Genomic DNA, 16,759 nt, shown 5'->3' with positions numbered 1-16,759 from the left:
GGTTTGACGGTAATACTCGACGCTTAGTTTAAGGTGTTATGCAGCCCTTGTAAATCGTAGACCCGAATCGCGTCCAGATGGCGCATGCCCTGGATCGCCGCTTCGGCGCCGGCGATCGTCGTGTAGGTCACCACGCGCGCCAGCAAGGCCGAAGTACGGATCGTGCGCGAGTCGGTGATCGCGCTGCGCTTTTCCTCGACCGTGTTGATGACCATCTCGATCTCGTGGTTCTTGATCATGTCGACCACGTGCGGACGGCCCTCGATCACCTTGTTCACCGCCAGCACCGGCAAGCCGGCGGCGGCGATCACCGCCGCCGTGCCTTTGGTAGCCGCCAGCGTGAAACCCATCGCGACCAGGTCGCGCGCCACCTGCACCGCACGCGGCTTGTCCGAGGCCTTCACCGACAGGAACACGCGGCCCGACGTCGGCAGCTTGATGCCGGCGCCGATCTGCGACTTGATGAAGGCTTCGCCGAAGGTCTCGCCCACGCCCATCACTTCGCCGGTCGATTTCATTTCGGGTCCAAGGATGGTATCGACGCCCGGGAATTTCACGAACGGGAACACGGCTTCCTTGACGCTGTAGAACGGCGGCGTCACCTCTTTGGTGATGCCCTGGCTGGCCAGGGTCTGGCCGACCATGCAGCGCGCCGCGACTTTCGCCAGCTGGATGCCGGTCGCTTTCGAGACGAACGGCACCGTGCGCGAGGCACGCGGGTTCACTTCCAGCACGAATACCGTGTCCACCGTTTTGCCGTCGACTTCCGACTGCTGGATCGCGAACTGCACGTTCATCAGGCCAACCACGTTCAGGCCCTTGGCCATCAGCGCGGTCTGGCGCTTGAGCTCGTCGATCGTCTCTGTCGACAGCGAGTAAGGCGGCAGCGAGCAGGCCGAGTCGCCCGAGTGCACGCCGGCCTGTTCGATGTGTTCCATCACGCCGCCGATGAAGGTGGTCTCGCCGTCGGAGATGCAGTCGACGTCGACTTCGATGGCATCGTTCAGGAAGCGGTCGAGCAGCACCGGCGAATCGTTCGACACCTTCACCGCTTCGCGCATGTAGCGTTCGAGGTCGCGCTGTTCGTGCACGATCTCCATCGCGCGGCCACCGAGCACGTACGAAGGACGCACGACCAGCGGATAACCGATTTCCTTGGCCAGTTCGAGCGCTTCGGCCTCGGCGCGCGCTGTGCGGTTCGGTGGCTGGCGCAGGCCCAGGTCCTGCAGCAGCTTCTGGAAGCGCTCGCGGTCTTCGGCGGCGTCGATCATGTCGGGCGAAGTGCCGACGATCGGCACGCCGTTCGCTTCCAGGTCGAGGGCGAGCTTCAGCGGGGTCTGGCCGCCGTACTGCACGATCACGCCGACCGGCTTTTCGAGGTCGACGATTTCGAGCACGTCTTCGAGCGTCAGCGATTCGAAGTACAGGCGGTCCGAGGTATCGTAGTCGGTCGACACGGTCTCGGGATTGCAGTTGACCATGATGGTCTCGTAGCCGTCTTCGCGCATGGCGAGGGCCGCATGGACGCAGCAGTAGTCGAACTCGATGCCCTGGCCGATGCGGTTCGGACCGCCGCCAAGTACCATGATCTTCTTCTTGTCGGTCGGCGCCGCCTCGCATTCCTCGTCATAGGTCGAGTACATGTAGGCGGTGTCGGTCGAGAATTCGGCGGCGCAGGTATCGACGCGCTTGTACACCGGGCGGATACCCAGCGCATGACGGCGCTCGCGCACCGTCGCTTGCGTGGTGTGCATCAGGAAGGCGAGTCGGCGGTCCGAGAAGCCTTTTTGCTTGAGTTTGTACAGCGTCGGCTTGTCGAGCGATTCCAGCTTCTGGTGATCCAGCCAGAGTTCGATGTCGACGATTTCCTTGATCTGGATGAGGAACCACGGATCGATCTTGGTCAGCTGATGGACTTCTTCCAGCGTGAAGCCCTGGGCGAATGCGTCGCCCACGTACCAGATGCGTTCCGGACCCGGCTCGCCCAGTTCTTCCTCGATGACTTCGCGGTCGCGCGTCATCTCGTTCAAGCCATCCACGCCCACTTCCAGGCCGCGCAGCGCTTTCTGGAACGATTCCTGGAAGGTGCGGCCCATGGCCATGACTTCGCCGACCGACTTCATCTGCGTGGTCAGGTGCTTGTCGGCCGCCGGGAATTTCTCGAAGGCGAAGCGCGGGATCTTGGTGACGACGTAGTCGATCGACGGCTCGAACGAGGCCGGGGTCGCGCCGCCGGTGATTTCGTTGCGCAGCTCGTCAAGGGTAAAACCAACAGCCAGCTTCGCTGCGACCTTGGCGATCGGGAAGCCGGTCGCTTTCGACGCCAGCGCCGACGAACGCGACACGCGCGGGTTCATCTCGATGACGATCATGCGGCCATCTTGCGGGTTGATCGCGAACTGCACGTTCGAGCCGCCGGTGTCGACGCCGATTTCGCGCAGCACCGCGATCGACGCGTTGCGCATGATCTGGTATTCCTTGTCGGTCAACGTCTGCGCCGGCGCGACCGTGATCGAGTCGCCGGTATGCACGCCCATCGGGTCGAGGTTTTCGATCGAGCAGATGATGATGCAGTTGTCGGCCTTGTCGCGCACGACTTCCATCTCGTACTCTTTCCAGCCCAGCAGCGACTCTTCGATCAGCAGTTCCGAGGTCGGCGAGGCTTCCAGGCCGCGCTTGCAGATGGTCTCGAATTCTTCCTCGTTATAGGCGATGCCGCCACCCGAACCGCCCATCGTGAACGACGGACGGATGATGGTCGGGAAACCGAGTTCGCGCTGCACGGTGCGGGCTTCGTCGAGCGTGTGGGCCACGCCCGAACGCGCCGAACCGAGACCGATCCTGGTCATCGCTTCCTTGAACTTGGAGCGGTCTTCGGCCTTGTCGATCGCTTCCGGCGAAGCGCCGATCAGTTCGACCTTGTACTTTTCCAGGATGCCGTGGTGGTGCAGGTCGAGCGCGCAGTTCAGCGCGGTCTGGCCGCCCATGGTCGGCAGGATCGCGTCGGGACGCTCCTTGGCGATGATGCTTTCCACGACCTTCCAGGTGATCGGCTCGATGTAGGTGACGTCGGCCATCTCGGGGTCGGTCATGATCGTCGCCGGGTTGCTGTTGACGAGGATGACCTTGTAGCCTTCGTCGCGCAGGGCTTTACAGGCTTGCGCACCCGAGTAATCGAATTCGGCCGCCTGGCCGATGATGATCGGGCCTGCGCCGATGATCAGGATGCTTTTGATATCACTACGCTTAGGCATTTATTTTTTCTCCTGGGCTTGCATCAGGCCGATGAAGCGGTCAAACAGGTAGGCGACGTCGGTTGGGCCAGGCGAGGCTTCCGGGTGGCCCTGGAAGCAGAAGGCCGGTTTGTCGGTACGGGCAAAGCCCTGCAGCGAACCGTCGAACAGCGACACGTGGGTGACGCGGCAGTTTTCCGGCAGCGTGCCCGGGTCGACCGCGAAGCCATGGTTCTGCGACGTGATCAAGACCTTCTTCGAATCGAGGTCCTGCACCGGGTGATTCGCGCCGTGGTGGCCGAACTTCATCTTCATCGTCTTCGCGCCCGAAGCGAGCGCCATGATCTGGTGACCGAGGCAGATACCGAAGGTCGGGATGCCCTGCTCGATCAGTTCGGCGGTGGCCTTGATCGCGTAGTCGCATGGCTCCGGGTCGCCCGGACCGTTGGCCAGGAAGATGCCGTCCGGTTGCAGCGCCAGCGCGTCGGCGGCGGTGGACTCGGCCGGCAGTACGGTGACCTTGCAGCCGCGTTCGGCCAGCATGCGCAGGATGTTGCGCTTGACGCCGTAGTCGAAGGCGACCACGTGGTATTTGGGATTTTCCTGTTTGCCGAAGCCCTGGCCCAGCTTCCATTCGGTCTCGGTGAATTCGTACGGCTCTTTTACCGACACGACCTTTGCCAGGTCCATGCCGGCCAGGCCCGGGAACGAACGCGCCAGTTCCAGCGCTTGCGCTTCCGATGGCTGGTTGCCCTGGGTGCCGGTAAGGATGGCGCCGCTTTGCGCACCCTTCTCGCGCAGCAGGCGGGTGAGTTTACGGGTATCGATGCCGGCGATCGCGACGACGTTCTCGGCCTTCAGGTAGTCGCCCAGCGACTGGGTGGCGCGGAAGTTCGATGCCAGTAGCGGCAGGTCGCGGATGATCAGGCCGGCCGCATGGACATTGGCCGCTTCGACGTCGGCGCCGTTGACGCCGTAGTTGCCGATGTGCGGATACGTCAGCGTGACGATCTGACGCGAGTAGCTGGGGTCGGTAAGGATTTCCTGGTAGCCGGTAATGGCGGTATTGAACACCACTTCACCGGTCGTGTGGCCGGCGGCACCAATCGAATAACCCCGAAAAATAGTCCCGTCTGCGAGGGCCAGGATGGCCGGAACGGCAGGGCCAGAAAAAAATGGCGGCAAGGTAACTCCCAATAAAGTTACCGTAGCTGCGCCACGTCAGACCGGCATCCAAAACCTGCGGACGCGTCAGGCGTGCCGAAGGGTGGAAGTCGTTTTTGAATGAGGAATGGAGGGTAGGCGCTACGGCAAGTAAGTGAATGGCTAAACCCCCAAATTATAGCGCGGGTTCGACTTCGCGGCAATGCACCATTCGCGGGTTGCGGGGCTGAAGGGTGAATTTTACTGACAGATGAGCAGCGAAATTTCTGCGCTTCAATTGATACGGTAGGGTGGTCGGCTATACCCGGCAACACGAAATCACGCAGCAGGGACGCCGCCCACGCGTCCAACGCACGGTTGAGATGGCGCGATGCATCATGCGCTTGTTGAACGCGTGGACGGCAGAGCCGTCCACCCTACTTTACACGCCCAGTGCCGCAATCCCCGCCTTGGCAATCTGCGCATCCTCGTTCGACTTCACGCCCGACACGCCGACCGCGCCGATCACATGGCCGTCGACGATGACCGGCACGCCGCCCTCGAGCATGCCTTTCAACTCGGGCGCCGACAGGAAGGAAACACGGCCGCCATTGATCACGTCCTCATACGATTTCGATTCGCGCCGGCCGATGGCGGCGGTATGCGCCTTGGCCGGGGCGATATGGCTCGACACCGGCGGCGCACCGTCCAGGCGCTGCAGCCACAGCAGGTGGCCGCCGTCGTCGACGATGGCGAAGGTCACGGCCCAGTTGTTGGCCAGCGCTTCGGCTTCGGCGCCGGCGGCGATCTTCTTGACGTCTTCCAGGGTCAGCATCGGTTTGGTTTTCATGGGTTCTCCCGTTGGATGGTTATGGCCGCTGCCTGGCGGCGAGTTTGGCTTTAATCTGCGGCATCACGGCCGCGGCGGCCTGCTCGCCGGCGAGGATCGCCAGGTTGCGGCCCGCGAAATCGGCGCTGCCCATCTTGCCCAGCGCCGGTGTGATGACGACGTCCGCTTCCTTCAGCTCGAAATGGTTCAGGCGCTGGCCCATGATGCTGAAGGTCTGCATCAGCACGTCGAGTGAGCTGACCGTGGCCTGGGTGTCGGCCTGGGTCGAGATGTTGACCGCGATGACGAAGTCGGCGCCCATCTTGTCGCGCGTGAACTTTACCGGCACCGGGGCGACGAGGCCACCGTCGACATAGGTCTTGTTGCCGATCTTGACCGGCTGGAAAACCGACGGCACTGCCGACGAGGCGCGCACTGCCATGCCGGTATTGCCCTTGTCGAACATGACCGCTTCGCCGGTCTTCAGGTCGGTAACCACCGCGCCGAAGCGCTTCGGCAGCTTTTCCATCGGCCGGTTGCCGACCGCCTTATTGACGTAGTTCTGCAGCGCCTCGCCTTTCAGCAGGCCGGGCGCGCTACTGAACAAGGGCATGGCCCAGTCCGAGATCGTGGCTTCGTCCATGTCCATCGCGATTTTTTGCAGCGCGAAGCCGGTATAGCCCGAGGCATACAGGGCGCCGACCACCGAGCCGGCGCTGGTGCCGACCACGATGTCGGCATGGATGCCTTGCGCTTCGAGCGCCTTGATCACGCCGATGTGGGCGAAGCCGCGCGCGGCGCCGCCGCCGAGGGCGAGGCCAATCTTGATTTTTTTCGGTGGTGCCGGCGGGGCCTGGACCACGACCGGGGCCGGCGGCGGTGGCGGGGTGCTGCCGCAGGCGGTCAACAGCAAGGCGCCGAGGGCGATGAGGGAGGTACGTCGAGCGAGCATGGGCGGGGTCGAAAAGGACAATATTCGATTGTACCGCGCAATGTCAGGGTGTGGATGAGGCGGGGCTTATGAGGGCACACGCGGCGGCCGCGCAACGTAGGGCGGGCATGCCCGCCTACAACGCGCGATTTGCCACGCCCATCATTCGGACGCGCGACGTGTGCGGCGCCAGGACGACGTCGGCACGCATGCAACGGCCGGGCCGCAACGGTTACCCCGGCAGCGAGGTATTCGGCAAGGAAGCGGTGAACGTACTGCCCTCCCCCGGCGTCGAACAGATCTTCAGGCGCCCGCCATGGCGCAGCAGCACGTGCTTGACGATCGCCAGACCCAGGCCCGTGCCCTGCGTCTCACGCGAGCGGCTCTTGTCGACGCGGTAGAAGCGTTCGGTCAGGCGCGAGATGTGCTGGGGGTCGATGCCGATGCCGCAGTCGGTCACCGCAAACTGCAGGTCGTCGGCGCCGCGCTTCCACGACAGCCTGATGGTGCCGCCCTGCGGCGAATAGCGCACCGCGTTGGAGGCCAGGTTGGCAAAGGCGCTGCGCAATTCTTCCACGCTGCCCATCACGTCCGGGCCGTCGATCTCGACCGCGATCTCGTGCCGCCCGCCGGACAGCGCACGCGCTTCTTCCGCCACCGATTCGACCAGCGCCGTCAGGTCGACGCGTTCGCGCCGCAGCGGGAATTCGTCCGACTCCAGGCGCGACAGCGTCAGCATGTCGCCGATCAGGCGCTGCATGCGCTCGCCCTGCTCGGTCATCAGTTTCAGGTGCGCGGTGCGCGTTGCCGTATCCATGCGGGGATCGGACATGGCGATTTCGAGGAAGCCGACGATCACCGTCAGCGGCGTGCGCAACTCGTGCGAAGCGTTGGCGATGAAGTCGCGCCGCATCGCTTCCACCCGCTCGGTATCGGTGGCGTCGTGCGTGACCAGGATCTGGCGCCGGTTCTCGAAGGGGATGATGCGGCACTCGATCTTGCGGCCGCGGAAAGCCAGCGTCAGTGGCTGCTCGTAGCGGCCCAGGATGATGTAGTCGATGAATTCGGGATGGCGCACCAGGTTCGTCACGCGCAAGCCCTTGTCGCGCTCCATGGTCAGGCCCAGGTGGCGTTCGGCGGCCGGGTTGCACCACTCGAGGAACAGCACGTCGTCCATGATCGCCACGCCTTCGGGCAGCAGGTGCATCGCCTGGCGAAAGCGCGCCAGCCACTCGGCCAGTTCCTGCTGGTTGCGCTCGTCCTCGCGCCGCATGCGGTACAGGCGCGCGAAGACGTCGGTCCAGGCGCCCCAGCCGTCGGGCAGGCGTCCGCTTTGCGGGTCGTTCAGCCACTCGCCCAGCTGGTGCAGGTAGGACAGCTGGACGAACAGCGCAATGATGGCGCCGGTCAGGGCCAGCGCCAGGCCGGCAACCGGGCCGGCCATCCACCACACGACGCCGCCGGCAATGAATACGGAGGCCAGGCGCAGCAGCGCCGGCACCCAGAACAGCAGTTTGGGATTCATCTGGACTCAGGTGTTTAACACTGCGTTTATTTTTCGGACAGCATGTAGCCGACGCTGCGCACCGTGCGGATCAGGCCTTCGGCGCCCTTCAGGGCTTTCCTCAGGCGCAGCACGTGGACGTCGACCGTGCGTTCTTCGATGACGGCGTGGTCGCCCCAGACTTTATCGAGCAGCTGGGCGCGCGAAAACACGCGCTCGCGGTGCGCCAGCAGGAATTTGAGCAGCTTGTATTCGGCATTGCCGATATCGATGCCCTGCCCTTCGATCGTCACCGTGCAGCTGGCCGGATCGAGCACGACGGCGCCGGCGCGCAACGGCGCTTCTGCCAGGTGCGGGCTCTTGCGGCGCAGCAGCGCGCGCGAACGCGCCAGCAGTTCGCGCGGCGAGAACGGCTTGGTGACGTAATCGTCGGCGCCCGTATTCAGGCCGGCGAGCTTGTCTTCTTCCATGCTTTTCGCGGTCAGCATGATCACCGGGATGTCCTGGAAATCGCGGTCCGCGCGCAGCCGCGCCAGCAGGCGCAGGCCGCTCTGGTCGGGCAGCATCCAGTCGAGCAGCACCAGGTCGGGCTTGCCGTGGCGGATGCTGTCCCAGGCCGCGCTGGTGGTGCCGACCGCTTCGATCGCCCAGCCGGCTTCGCGCAGCGAGTAGCTCACCAGTTCGACGATGGCCGGTTCGTCTTCGACCACCAGTACGCTCGTGTTGTGCATGCCTCAGAGCTCCTGCGCCACGGGTTTGGCGGTGTGGCGGATGTCGCGTCCCTCGACCACGTAGATCACGTATTCGGCGATGTTCTTGGCATGGTCGCCGATGCGCTCGATGGCTTTCGCCACCCACAGCGTGTCGATGGCCGACGAAATCGTGCGCGGGTCTTCCATCATGAAGGTGATCAGGTTGCGCAGGATGGTGCGGAATTCGTGGTCGATGACTTCGTCGGCCGCGATGATGGCCAGCGCCTGCTTGCCGTCGAGGCGGGCAAAGGCGTCGAGCGCATCGTGCAGCAGGTCGGCCGTGCCCTTGCCGATGGTGCGGATGATGTCGTAATGGCCGAAGCCGGTCACGCCGCGCTCGTGCAGGCTTTTCGCCGTGCGCGCGATCTTGCTCGCTTCGTCGCCGATGCGCTCGAGGTCGGTGATCACCTTGATCGTCGCCATCACCGTGCGCAAGTCGTTGGCCGCCGGCTGGCGCTTGACGATCAGGTGGCTGCAGGCGTCGTCGAGCGACACTTCGAGCTGGTTCACCGCGTGGTCGTCCGCCATCACCTTGTCGGCCTTGGCCGAATCGCCGACGCGGAAGCAGTTCAGCGCTTCTTCGAACTGGGTTTCCACCATGCCGCCCATCAGCAGGACCTTGGAGCGAATGCCCTCGAGTTCCTGATCGTACTGTTTCGATGAGTGTTCGCCGATCATACTGCTCTCCCTAATCTTGTTTTATCTGTTAACCGAAACGGCCGGTGATGTAATCCTGGGTCTCTTTACGTGACGGATTCATAAACAACTGGTCCGTCTCGCCGAATTCCACCAGCTCGCCCAGGTACATGTAGGCAGTGTAATCTGAGCAGCGCGCGGCCTGCTGCATGTTGTGGGTCACGATGGTGATCGTGTAGTCCTGTTTCAGTTCGCTGATCAGTTCCTCGATCTTGGCCGTCGAGATCGGGTCGAGCGCCGACGTCGGCTCGTCCAGCAGCAGCACGTCCGGCTTCACCGCTACGCCGCGCGCGATGCACAGGCGCTGCTGCTGGCCGCCCGACAGCGACAGGCCGCTCTTGTTCAACTTGTCCTTGGCCTCTTCCCACAGCGCCGCCTTTTTCAAGGCCCACTCGACGCGCTCGTCCATCTCGCCCTTCGACAGGTTTTCGTAGAGGCGCACGCCAAAGGCGATATTGTCGTAGATCGACATCGGGAACGGGGTCGGCTTCTGGAACACCATGCCGATTTTCGCGCGCAGCATGTTCACGTCGACGCCCGGTTCCAGGATATTGCGGCCGCGGTACATGATCGACCCTTCGGCGCGCTGGCCCGGGTACAAATCGTACATGCGGTTCAGGGTACGCAGCAGCGTCGACTTGCCGCAGCCGGACGGACCGATAAAGGCCGTCACCTGCTTCTCGTGGATGTCGAGCGAGACATTTTTGAGACTTTGCGTTTTGCCGTAGAAGAAATCGAGGCCGGAGATCTCGATGGTCTTGTTCTTCGGTGCGGTCGCCGCGGAGCTCGGGTTTGCCATTGGGGTAGCCATTGCGTGGTTCATGTTTGTCATGGATGGATTAGCGCGGCGTCTTCTGGGTGAAGACGGTACGCGACAGGATGTTCAGGAACAGCACGGTGAAGGTCACCAGCAGCGCGCCACCCCAGGCCAGCGAGCGCCAGTCGTCGTAGGGGCTCATCGCATAGGTGTAGATCACGACCGGCAGGTTGGCCAGCGGCGCGTTCATGTCGGCGCTGAAGAACTGGTTGTTCAGCGCGGTGAACAGCAGCGGCGCGGTTTCGCCCGAGATGCGGGCCAGCGCCAGCAGCACGCCGGTGATCACGCCGGCTTTCACGGCGCGCAGGCGCACCAGCATCGCCACCTTCCAGCGCGGCGCGCCGAGGGCGAATGCCGCTTCCAGCAGGCTGTTCGGAACGAGGCGCAGCATGTTGTCGGTGGTGCGCACCACCACCGGCACCGCGATCAGGGTCAGCGCGATCGTGCCGGCATAACCCGAGAAGTGCTGGACCTTGGCCACGTACAGCGCGTAGACGAACAGGCCGATCACGATCGACGGCGCCGACAGCATGATGTCGGTGACGAAGCGGGTGATCTGGCCGAAGCGGTTGCGGTCGCCGTATTCGGCCAGGTAGATACCGGCCAGGATGCCGATCGGGGTGCTGACCAGGGTCGACAAACCGACCATCATCAAGCTGCCGACGATGGCGTTGCGCAGGCCGCCGCCCTCGCCGCCCGGCGCCGGCGTGTCGCCGGTGAACAGCGACGGCGCCAGCGCGCTGAAGCCGTTGACCAGCAGGGTCCACAGGATCCAGGCCAGGAAAGCCAGGCCGATGCCCATCGCGATGACCGAGAGGGCGATACCGATGCGGTGCGACAGCAGGCGGCGGCGGTAGACAGGATTTGCCGTGTTCATTTCGTACCTTCCTTGCGGGACATCCCCGCCAACATCAGTTTCGCCGCCGACAGCACGACGAAGGTAATACCGAACAGGATCAGTGCCAGCGCGAACAGCGAGGACACGTGCAGCGGCGTCGCCGCTTCCGCGAATTCGTTGGCCAGGGTCGAGGAAATCGAGTTACCGGGCATGAACAGCGAAGGCGACAGCTTGTGGGCGTTACCGATGACGAAGGTCACCGCCATGGTTTCGCCGAGCGCGCGACCCAGGCCCAGCATCACGCCGCCGACCACGCCGGTGCGGGTATAAGGCAGCACCACCTTGCGCACCACTTCCCACTTGGTGCAACCGAGGCCATACGCCGATTCCTTCAGCACCGCCGGCACGATCTCGAACACGTCGCGCATCACCGAAGAGATGAAGGGGATGATCATCACGGCCAGGATCAAACCGGCGGTCAGGATGCCGATGCCCATCGTCGGGCCCTGGAACAGCTGGCCGATCACCGGCAGCTGACCGACGGTCTCCTTGAGGAAGGGCTGGACGTGGTCGGCGAACAGCGGCGCGAACACGAAAAGACCCCACATGCCGTAAATGATCGAGGGCACGCCGGCGAGCAGCTCGACCGCGGTGCCCATCGGGCGCTTCAGCCAGGCCGGGCAGATTTCGGTCAGGAACAGGGCGATGCCGAAGCTGATCGGGAAAGCGACCAGCAGCGCGATCAGCGAGGTGGCCAGCGTGCCCCAGATCGCGATCAGGGCGCCGAACTTGTCGTCGACCGGATCCCATTCGACGGTGGTAATGAAGCTTGCGCCGAATTCCCGGAAGGCCGGCGCCGCGCCGATCGCCAGCGAGACGATGATGCCGACCAGGGCCAGCAGCACCGTGGCCGCGAACAGCAGGGTGACTTTGTGGAAGAGGAAGTCCTGGATGCGCTGGTTGCGCATCGTCTTGCCGAGGGCGGCGTATTGCAGGTCGATTATGGCGGCGTCGTGGGAGGCCGGCTTGTCGATGGCGACGGAAGGATGTGCGCTCATGTGGTGTTCTTATGTGTTTGCTGCAGGGAGAGCTGGAAAACCGCCACGCTGCGAAGCGTGGCGGTGTCCAGAGGTCCTTACCAGATTGCCTTGCCGCCGGCGTCCTTGACGTTGGCGCGCCAGGCATCCTGTACCAGCTTGGTGACGGCGTCGGGCATCGGCACGTAATCGAGTTCGGCTGCGGCAGCGTCGCCGTTTTTATAGGCCCAATCGAAGAACTTCAGCACTTCCTTGCCCTTCACACCGTCGGCCTGCGACTTGTGCAGCAGGATGTAGCTGGCGCCCGTGATCGGCCAGCTGGCCTTGCCCGGCTGGTCGGTCAGCACCACGGCGAAGCCCGGCGCCTTGGCCCAGTCGGCGCTGGCGGCGGCGGCCTTGAAGTGTTCGTCGTCCGGCTGCAGCCAGGCGCCGTCGCGGTTTTGCAGCTGGGTGTGCGCCATGCGGTTCTTCTTGGCGTAGGCCCACTCGACGTAGCCGATGCCGCCCTTGATGCGCTGCACGTTGGCAGCGACGCCTTCGTTGCCCTTGCCGCCCACGCCGGTCGCCCATTTCACTGCCGTACCGGCGCCGACCTTCAGTTTCCAGTCCGGGTTGGTCTTGGCCAGGTAATCGGTGAACAGGAAGGTCGTGCCCGAGCTGTCGGCGCGGTGCACCACGGTGATGTCTTCCGCCGGCAGCTTCACGCCAGGGTTCAGCGCGGCGATCGGCTGTGCATTCCACTTGGTGATCTTGCCCAGGAAGATATCGGCCAGCACGGCGCCGGTCAGCTTCACCTGGCCAGGCGTCACGCCCGGCAGGTTGATGACCGGGACCACGCCGCCCATCACCGCCGGGAACTGGAACAGGCCGGCCGCGGTCAATTCATTGGCAGGCAGCGGCATGTCCGATGCGCCGAAGTCGACCGTTTTCGCCTTGATCTGCTTGATGCCGGCGCCCGAACCGACCGACTGGTAGTTCAGGCCATTGCCGCTGGCGGCCTTGTACATCTCGGCCCACTTGGCGTAGATCGGATAGGGGAAGGTCGCGCCGGCGCCGGTGATGTTCACGGCCTGGGCGGCGGTGGCTGCCAGGGTGGTGGCGGCCAGGGCGATCGAGAGGAGCAAAGGCTTCATACGCATGTCAGTTTCCTTTGAGGAAGAATGCGGGCGCAGGTTGCGCCCTGGTAATGCTGCGCAGTCTAGCGGTCGAATATGACAAGTTCATGACATCCTGATTATCCGTGTCATCGAATCGATGACACGGCTGCAAAAGCATGTCATACGATTGTGACAGGACCATGTCCGCCATATGACGCGGCCGCCGTTGCAGGGTTCAGGCGACAGTGTGGCGCCATAGTGCCAAGATGCGCGAATAGCCGTCACGCGATTGACCTTGTCCGACCATGCCGGGCGAACCGGACCGCAAATATAGCCGCTTGCCGCTCTTGTAAATACACTGGCGGCTGCTATGCTCAAAGTGTCGTCACTGCATGGAGGGATGCTGAAGAGCGTTTGGAGCTATGTTTAATATGTTTGCGTTTGCTATTTTGTCGGGCATGGTTGGCCTGATCGCCTATGAGATTTTCCAGGAGATCGGTGGCAGCTCGGAAGCCCTGCATGACCACTATCACGAATAGTGCCCAACCCGCTTGCGGGACCAGTGAAAAGCGGCGAGGCCTGTCAGGCGCTCGCCGTTTTGCTTTTTGTGCGCGCATAAGGCACAGGGCGATGTAGGGTGGACGGCTCTGCCGTCCACGCGTTGCTTAAATGCGGCTATGTGTCTGCAAGCGTCACGCGTGGGCGGCGCATGCGTTAACGTGGCGCCTGCACCATGGTGGAGCCGACCACCCTACCCGTCCACGCGTTGCGGATGTGCTGCTGCGTGTCAGCAAGCGTCACGCGTGGGCGGCGCACACGTTAACGTGGCGCCGGCGTCGGGGTGGAGCCGACCACGGTACGCAGTTAGCGCAGGTAACGCGACACGGCCGTCATCGCGCCCATATCGAGGTGCAGGAACTGCAGGCCGACCTTGAATTCGCCATTGCTGAGGATGCAGTACAGGGTGCGCGCCCTGCCCTGGACCGGCACCACCGTGCCCTCGACCAGCAGGTCGAAGCGCAGTTGCGCCTCCTGCCCGGCCGCGACCGGCTGCGGCAGGCTGATGCTCACGCCATTGGCGCTGAGGTCGGTGGTGCGGCCGAGCTGCGGAGCGCTGCCCTCGAGCGCCAGCATGACGCGCGTTTTCAGGATCTTGCGGGGGGACTGCCTTTGGTCTGCTTGCACGGTATGCCATGGTTTGTAAATTCAGGGCGCAATTATATGCAAGATGACTGAACCCGGCAGCCCTCAGTCCAGTTCGCGCAGCTTGGTGAACGCCTGGTCGATGCGTTCCACCCCGATGATATTCATCCCCTCGATCTTCTGCTTCGGCATGTTCCCCTTCGGGATCAGCGCGACCGAGAAGCCGAGCTTGGCCGCCTCCTTCAGGCGTTCCTGGCCACGCGGCGCCGGGCGGATTTCGCCGGCCAGGCCGACTTCGCCGAAGACGACGAGTCCGCGCGGCAGCGCCTTGTTGCGCATCGACGAGTTGATCGCCAATAGCACTGCAAGGTCGGCCGCCGGCTCGGCGATCTTGACGCCGCCGACTGCGTTGATGAACACGTCCTGGTCGAACGCGGCAATGCCGGCGTGGCGGTGCAGCACCGCCAGCAGCATGGCCAGGCGATTTTGCTCCAACCCAACAGACAGGCGGCGCGCGTTGGGCAAGTGGCTGGCGTCGACCAGCGCCTGGATTTCCACCAGCAGCGGCCGCGTGCCTTCCTGCGTCACCATCACGCAGGAACCCGGCACCTGGTTGTCGTGCTGCGACAGGAACAGCGCCGACGGGTTCGACACCCCCTTGAGGCCCTTTTCCGTCATCGCGAACACGCCCAGCTCGTTCACCGCGCCGAAACGGTTCTTGATGGCCCGTACCAGGCGGAAGCTGGACTGGGTGTCGCCCTCGAAATACAGCACGGTGTCGACGATGTGTTCGAGCACGCGCGGTCCGGCCAGCGCGCCCTCTTTCGTCACGTGGCCGACCAGGATGATGGTCACGCCGGTCTGCTTGGCCACGCGCGTGAGTTGCGCCGCGCATTCGCGCACCTGCGACACCGAGCCCGGCGCCGCGGTCAATGCGTCCGAATACAGGGTCTGGATCGAGTCGATCACCGCCACTTCGGGTTTCAGGTCGGCCAGCGTGCCCAAAATCTTCTCGAGCTGGATCTCGGCCTGGAGCTTCAAGTCTTTCGCTTCGACCTGCAGGCGGCGTGCGCGCAGCGCGATCTGAGCGCCGGATTCCTCGCCACTGACATATAAGGTACTGCGCGTGGTGGCGAGATTGGCCAGCGCCTGCAGCAGCAGCGTTGACTTGCCGATGCCGGGGTCGCCGCCGATCAGCACCACGCCGCCCGCGACCAGGCCGCCGCCGAGCACGCGGTCGAATTCCTCGATGCCGGTGCCGAAGCGCGGCACGTCGGTCGCTTCGATGTCGGAGAGTGACAGCACCGGCGCCGTCTGCGCCAGCGCCTTGTGGTTGACCGTTTGCGACATGCGGTTCACGCCCGCCGTTTCCACCGTCTGCTCAACCATCGTGTTCCAGGCCTTGCAGTCGGCGCACTGGCCGGTCCAGCGCGTGGTGACGCTGCCGCATTCGCTGCAGACGAACTGGGTTTTAGCCTTAGCCATGGGTTCCCAACCTTCCTTCCGTAACGCGTACGCGCGGCGCGAGTGCGCACATCAATTCGTACCCGATGGTACCGGACATGGTGGCGACTTCGTCGATTGGCAAGCCGTCGCCCCACAAGGTGACCTTGCTGCCCACGCGCGCGTTCGGGATCGGGGTCAGGTCGACCGTCATCATGTCCATCGACACCCGGCCCACCACGCTGGTGCGCACGCCGTCGACGATCACCGGGGTGCCGTGCGGCGCGTGGCGCGGGTAGCCGTCGGCGTAACCGCAGGCGACCACGCCGACCTGCATCGGGCCGGTGGCTTCGAAGCGGCTGCCGTAGCCGACCGTGTCGCCCGCCACCAGGTCCTGGATGCCGATGATTTCCGAGGTCAGCGTCATGGTCGGGCGCAGGCCGAAGTCGTGCGCGGTGCGCCCGCCGCCGGGGGTGCCGCCATACAGCATGATGCCGGGGCGGACCCAGTCGTTGTGCAGCTCGGCCTGCAGCACCGCCTGGTGCAGCACGCCGCCGGAATTGGACAGGCTGCGCTCACCCTCGAGGCCCTGGGCGCCGCCGACGAAGCGCTCGACCTGTTCGGCAACGCCCAGGCGCGGATGTTCGAGCTCGTCCGCATTCGCGAAATGCGTCATCAGGGTAATGTTGCGGATGCCCTTGATCGCGCGCAGGCGTTTATAGGCGGCCGCATAGTCGTCGGGCTTGAAGCCGAGCCGGTTCATGCCGGTGTTCATTTTCAGGTGGACGTCGATCGGGCGGTACAGCTGGGTGTATTCGAGCATCTTGATCTGCTCGATGCAGTGCACCGTGCTGTTGATGTTGTGCTCGGCCAGCAGCGACACGTCGGACACGTCGAAGATCCCCTCTAACAGCAGGATCGGCTTGATCCAGCCGAGTTCGCGCAGGCGCAGCGCGTTCTCGGTTTCGATCAGCGCCAGTCCGTCGGCCAGGGCGAAGCCCTTCATGCCGCGTTCGAGCCCGTGGCCATAGGCGTTCGCCTTGACGACGGCCCAGACGCGGGCCTCGGGTGCGCAGGCGCGCGCACGGGCAAGGTTATGCTGCATCGAATCGAGATGGATGGTGGCGCAAAGCGGGCGTGGCATGGGATCGGCAGGCTAAAAAAGCGTTCAATTGAAGGGCGCTATTTTACCGGAGCCAGCCCTCTTTTGCCGCCCCTCGTGCCACCCCCTTGCCCGTCCATTTCTTTGGCATGCCGTTCATTCATGGTATAAAGCAACCCACACTAGTTTTCAGA

14 protein-coding genes are annotated in these 16,759 nt (G+C 63.9%); all 14 read right to left on the bottom strand.

Annotated features, from left to right (window positions below; genetic code table 11):
• Positions 1–23: 23 nt before the first annotated feature.
• The 14 genes from carB to alr all read right to left on the bottom strand — a co-directional run bounded on the left by carB (position 24) and on the right by alr (position 16,607).
• Entirely contained in the window at positions 24–3,254 is a 3,231-nt protein-coding gene (gene carB, locus IFT60_RS16470; RefSeq protein WP_192053465.1) for a carbamoyl-phosphate synthase large subunit, read from the bottom strand.
• On the bottom strand, positions 3,255–4,418 hold the full coding sequence (carA, locus tag IFT60_RS16465; RefSeq protein ID WP_192053463.1) for a glutamine-hydrolyzing carbamoyl-phosphate synthase small subunit: 1,164 nt from the start codon (positions 4,416–4,418) through the stop codon (positions 3,255–3,257).
• A 400-nt stretch (positions 4,419–4,818) separates the two neighbouring features.
• Positions 4,819–5,226, bottom strand: a complete 408-nt coding sequence (locus tag IFT60_RS16460; protein ID WP_192053461.1) for a GlcG/HbpS family heme-binding protein — start codon at positions 5,224–5,226, stop codon at positions 4,819–4,821.
• Between the two features lie 19 nt (positions 5,227–5,245).
• On the bottom strand, positions 5,246–6,157 hold the full coding sequence (locus IFT60_RS16455) for a patatin-like phospholipase family protein (protein ID WP_192053459.1): 912 nt from the start codon (positions 6,155–6,157) through the stop codon (positions 5,246–5,248).
• 211 nt (positions 6,158–6,368) lie between these two features.
• Positions 6,369–7,661, bottom strand: a complete 1,293-nt coding sequence (gene phoR, locus IFT60_RS16450; protein ID WP_192053457.1) for a phosphate regulon sensor histidine kinase PhoR — start codon at positions 7,659–7,661, stop codon at positions 6,369–6,371.
• A gap of 26 nt (positions 7,662–7,687) precedes the next feature.
• Positions 7,688–8,371: a response regulator gene (locus IFT60_RS16445; protein WP_192053455.1), complete on the bottom strand. Its 684-nt coding sequence runs from the start codon at positions 8,369–8,371 to the stop codon at positions 7,688–7,690.
• Positions 8,372–8,374: 3 nt separating this feature from the next.
• Complete coding sequence (gene phoU, locus IFT60_RS16440; protein ID WP_192053453.1) at positions 8,375–9,070, bottom strand: phosphate signaling complex protein PhoU; 696 nt, start codon at positions 9,068–9,070, stop codon at positions 8,375–8,377.
• Between the two features lie 28 nt (positions 9,071–9,098).
• Positions 9,099–9,887 (bottom strand): phosphate ABC transporter ATP-binding protein PstB, encoded by a 789-nt coding sequence (gene pstB / locus IFT60_RS16435; protein WP_229510923.1) that lies wholly within the window; start codon positions 9,885–9,887, stop codon positions 9,099–9,101.
• 40 nt (positions 9,888–9,927) lie between these two features.
• Positions 9,928–10,782, bottom strand: coding sequence for a phosphate ABC transporter permease PstA (gene pstA, locus IFT60_RS16430; protein ID WP_192053451.1), 855 nt, complete (start codon positions 10,780–10,782; stop codon positions 9,928–9,930).
• Positions 10,779–11,711: a phosphate ABC transporter permease subunit PstC gene (gene pstC / locus IFT60_RS16425; RefSeq protein WP_374001076.1), complete on the bottom strand. Its 933-nt coding sequence runs from the start codon at positions 11,709–11,711 to the stop codon at positions 10,779–10,781. Before pstC ends, pstA begins: the two co-directional genes overlap by 4 nt.
• A 167-nt stretch (positions 11,712–11,878) precedes the next feature.
• Positions 11,879–12,919: a phosphate ABC transporter substrate-binding protein PstS gene (gene pstS, locus IFT60_RS16420; RefSeq protein ID WP_192053447.1), complete on the bottom strand. Its 1,041-nt coding sequence runs from the start codon at positions 12,917–12,919 to the stop codon at positions 11,879–11,881.
• Positions 12,920–13,741: 822 nt separating this feature from the next.
• Positions 13,742–14,062, bottom strand: a complete 321-nt coding sequence (locus IFT60_RS16415) for a PilZ domain-containing protein (protein WP_192053445.1) — start codon at positions 14,060–14,062, stop codon at positions 13,742–13,744.
• 63 nt (positions 14,063–14,125) lie between these two features.
• On the bottom strand, positions 14,126–15,505 hold the full coding sequence (gene radA / locus IFT60_RS16410; protein ID WP_192053443.1) for a DNA repair protein RadA: 1,380 nt from the start codon (positions 15,503–15,505) through the stop codon (positions 14,126–14,128).
• Positions 15,498–16,607: an alanine racemase gene (gene alr / locus IFT60_RS16405; protein ID WP_192053441.1), complete on the bottom strand. Its 1,110-nt coding sequence runs from the start codon at positions 16,605–16,607 to the stop codon at positions 15,498–15,500. Before alr ends, radA begins: the two co-directional genes overlap by 8 nt.
• Between the last annotated feature and the right edge of the window lie 152 nt (positions 16,608–16,759).

Origin of the sequence: Massilia sp. CFBP 13721, assembly GCF_014842025.1 — a bacterium.
GTDB lineage: Bacteria > Pseudomonadota > Gammaproteobacteria > Burkholderiales > Burkholderiaceae_D > Telluria.
This window is presented reverse-complemented; position numbering and strand designations above follow the sequence as displayed.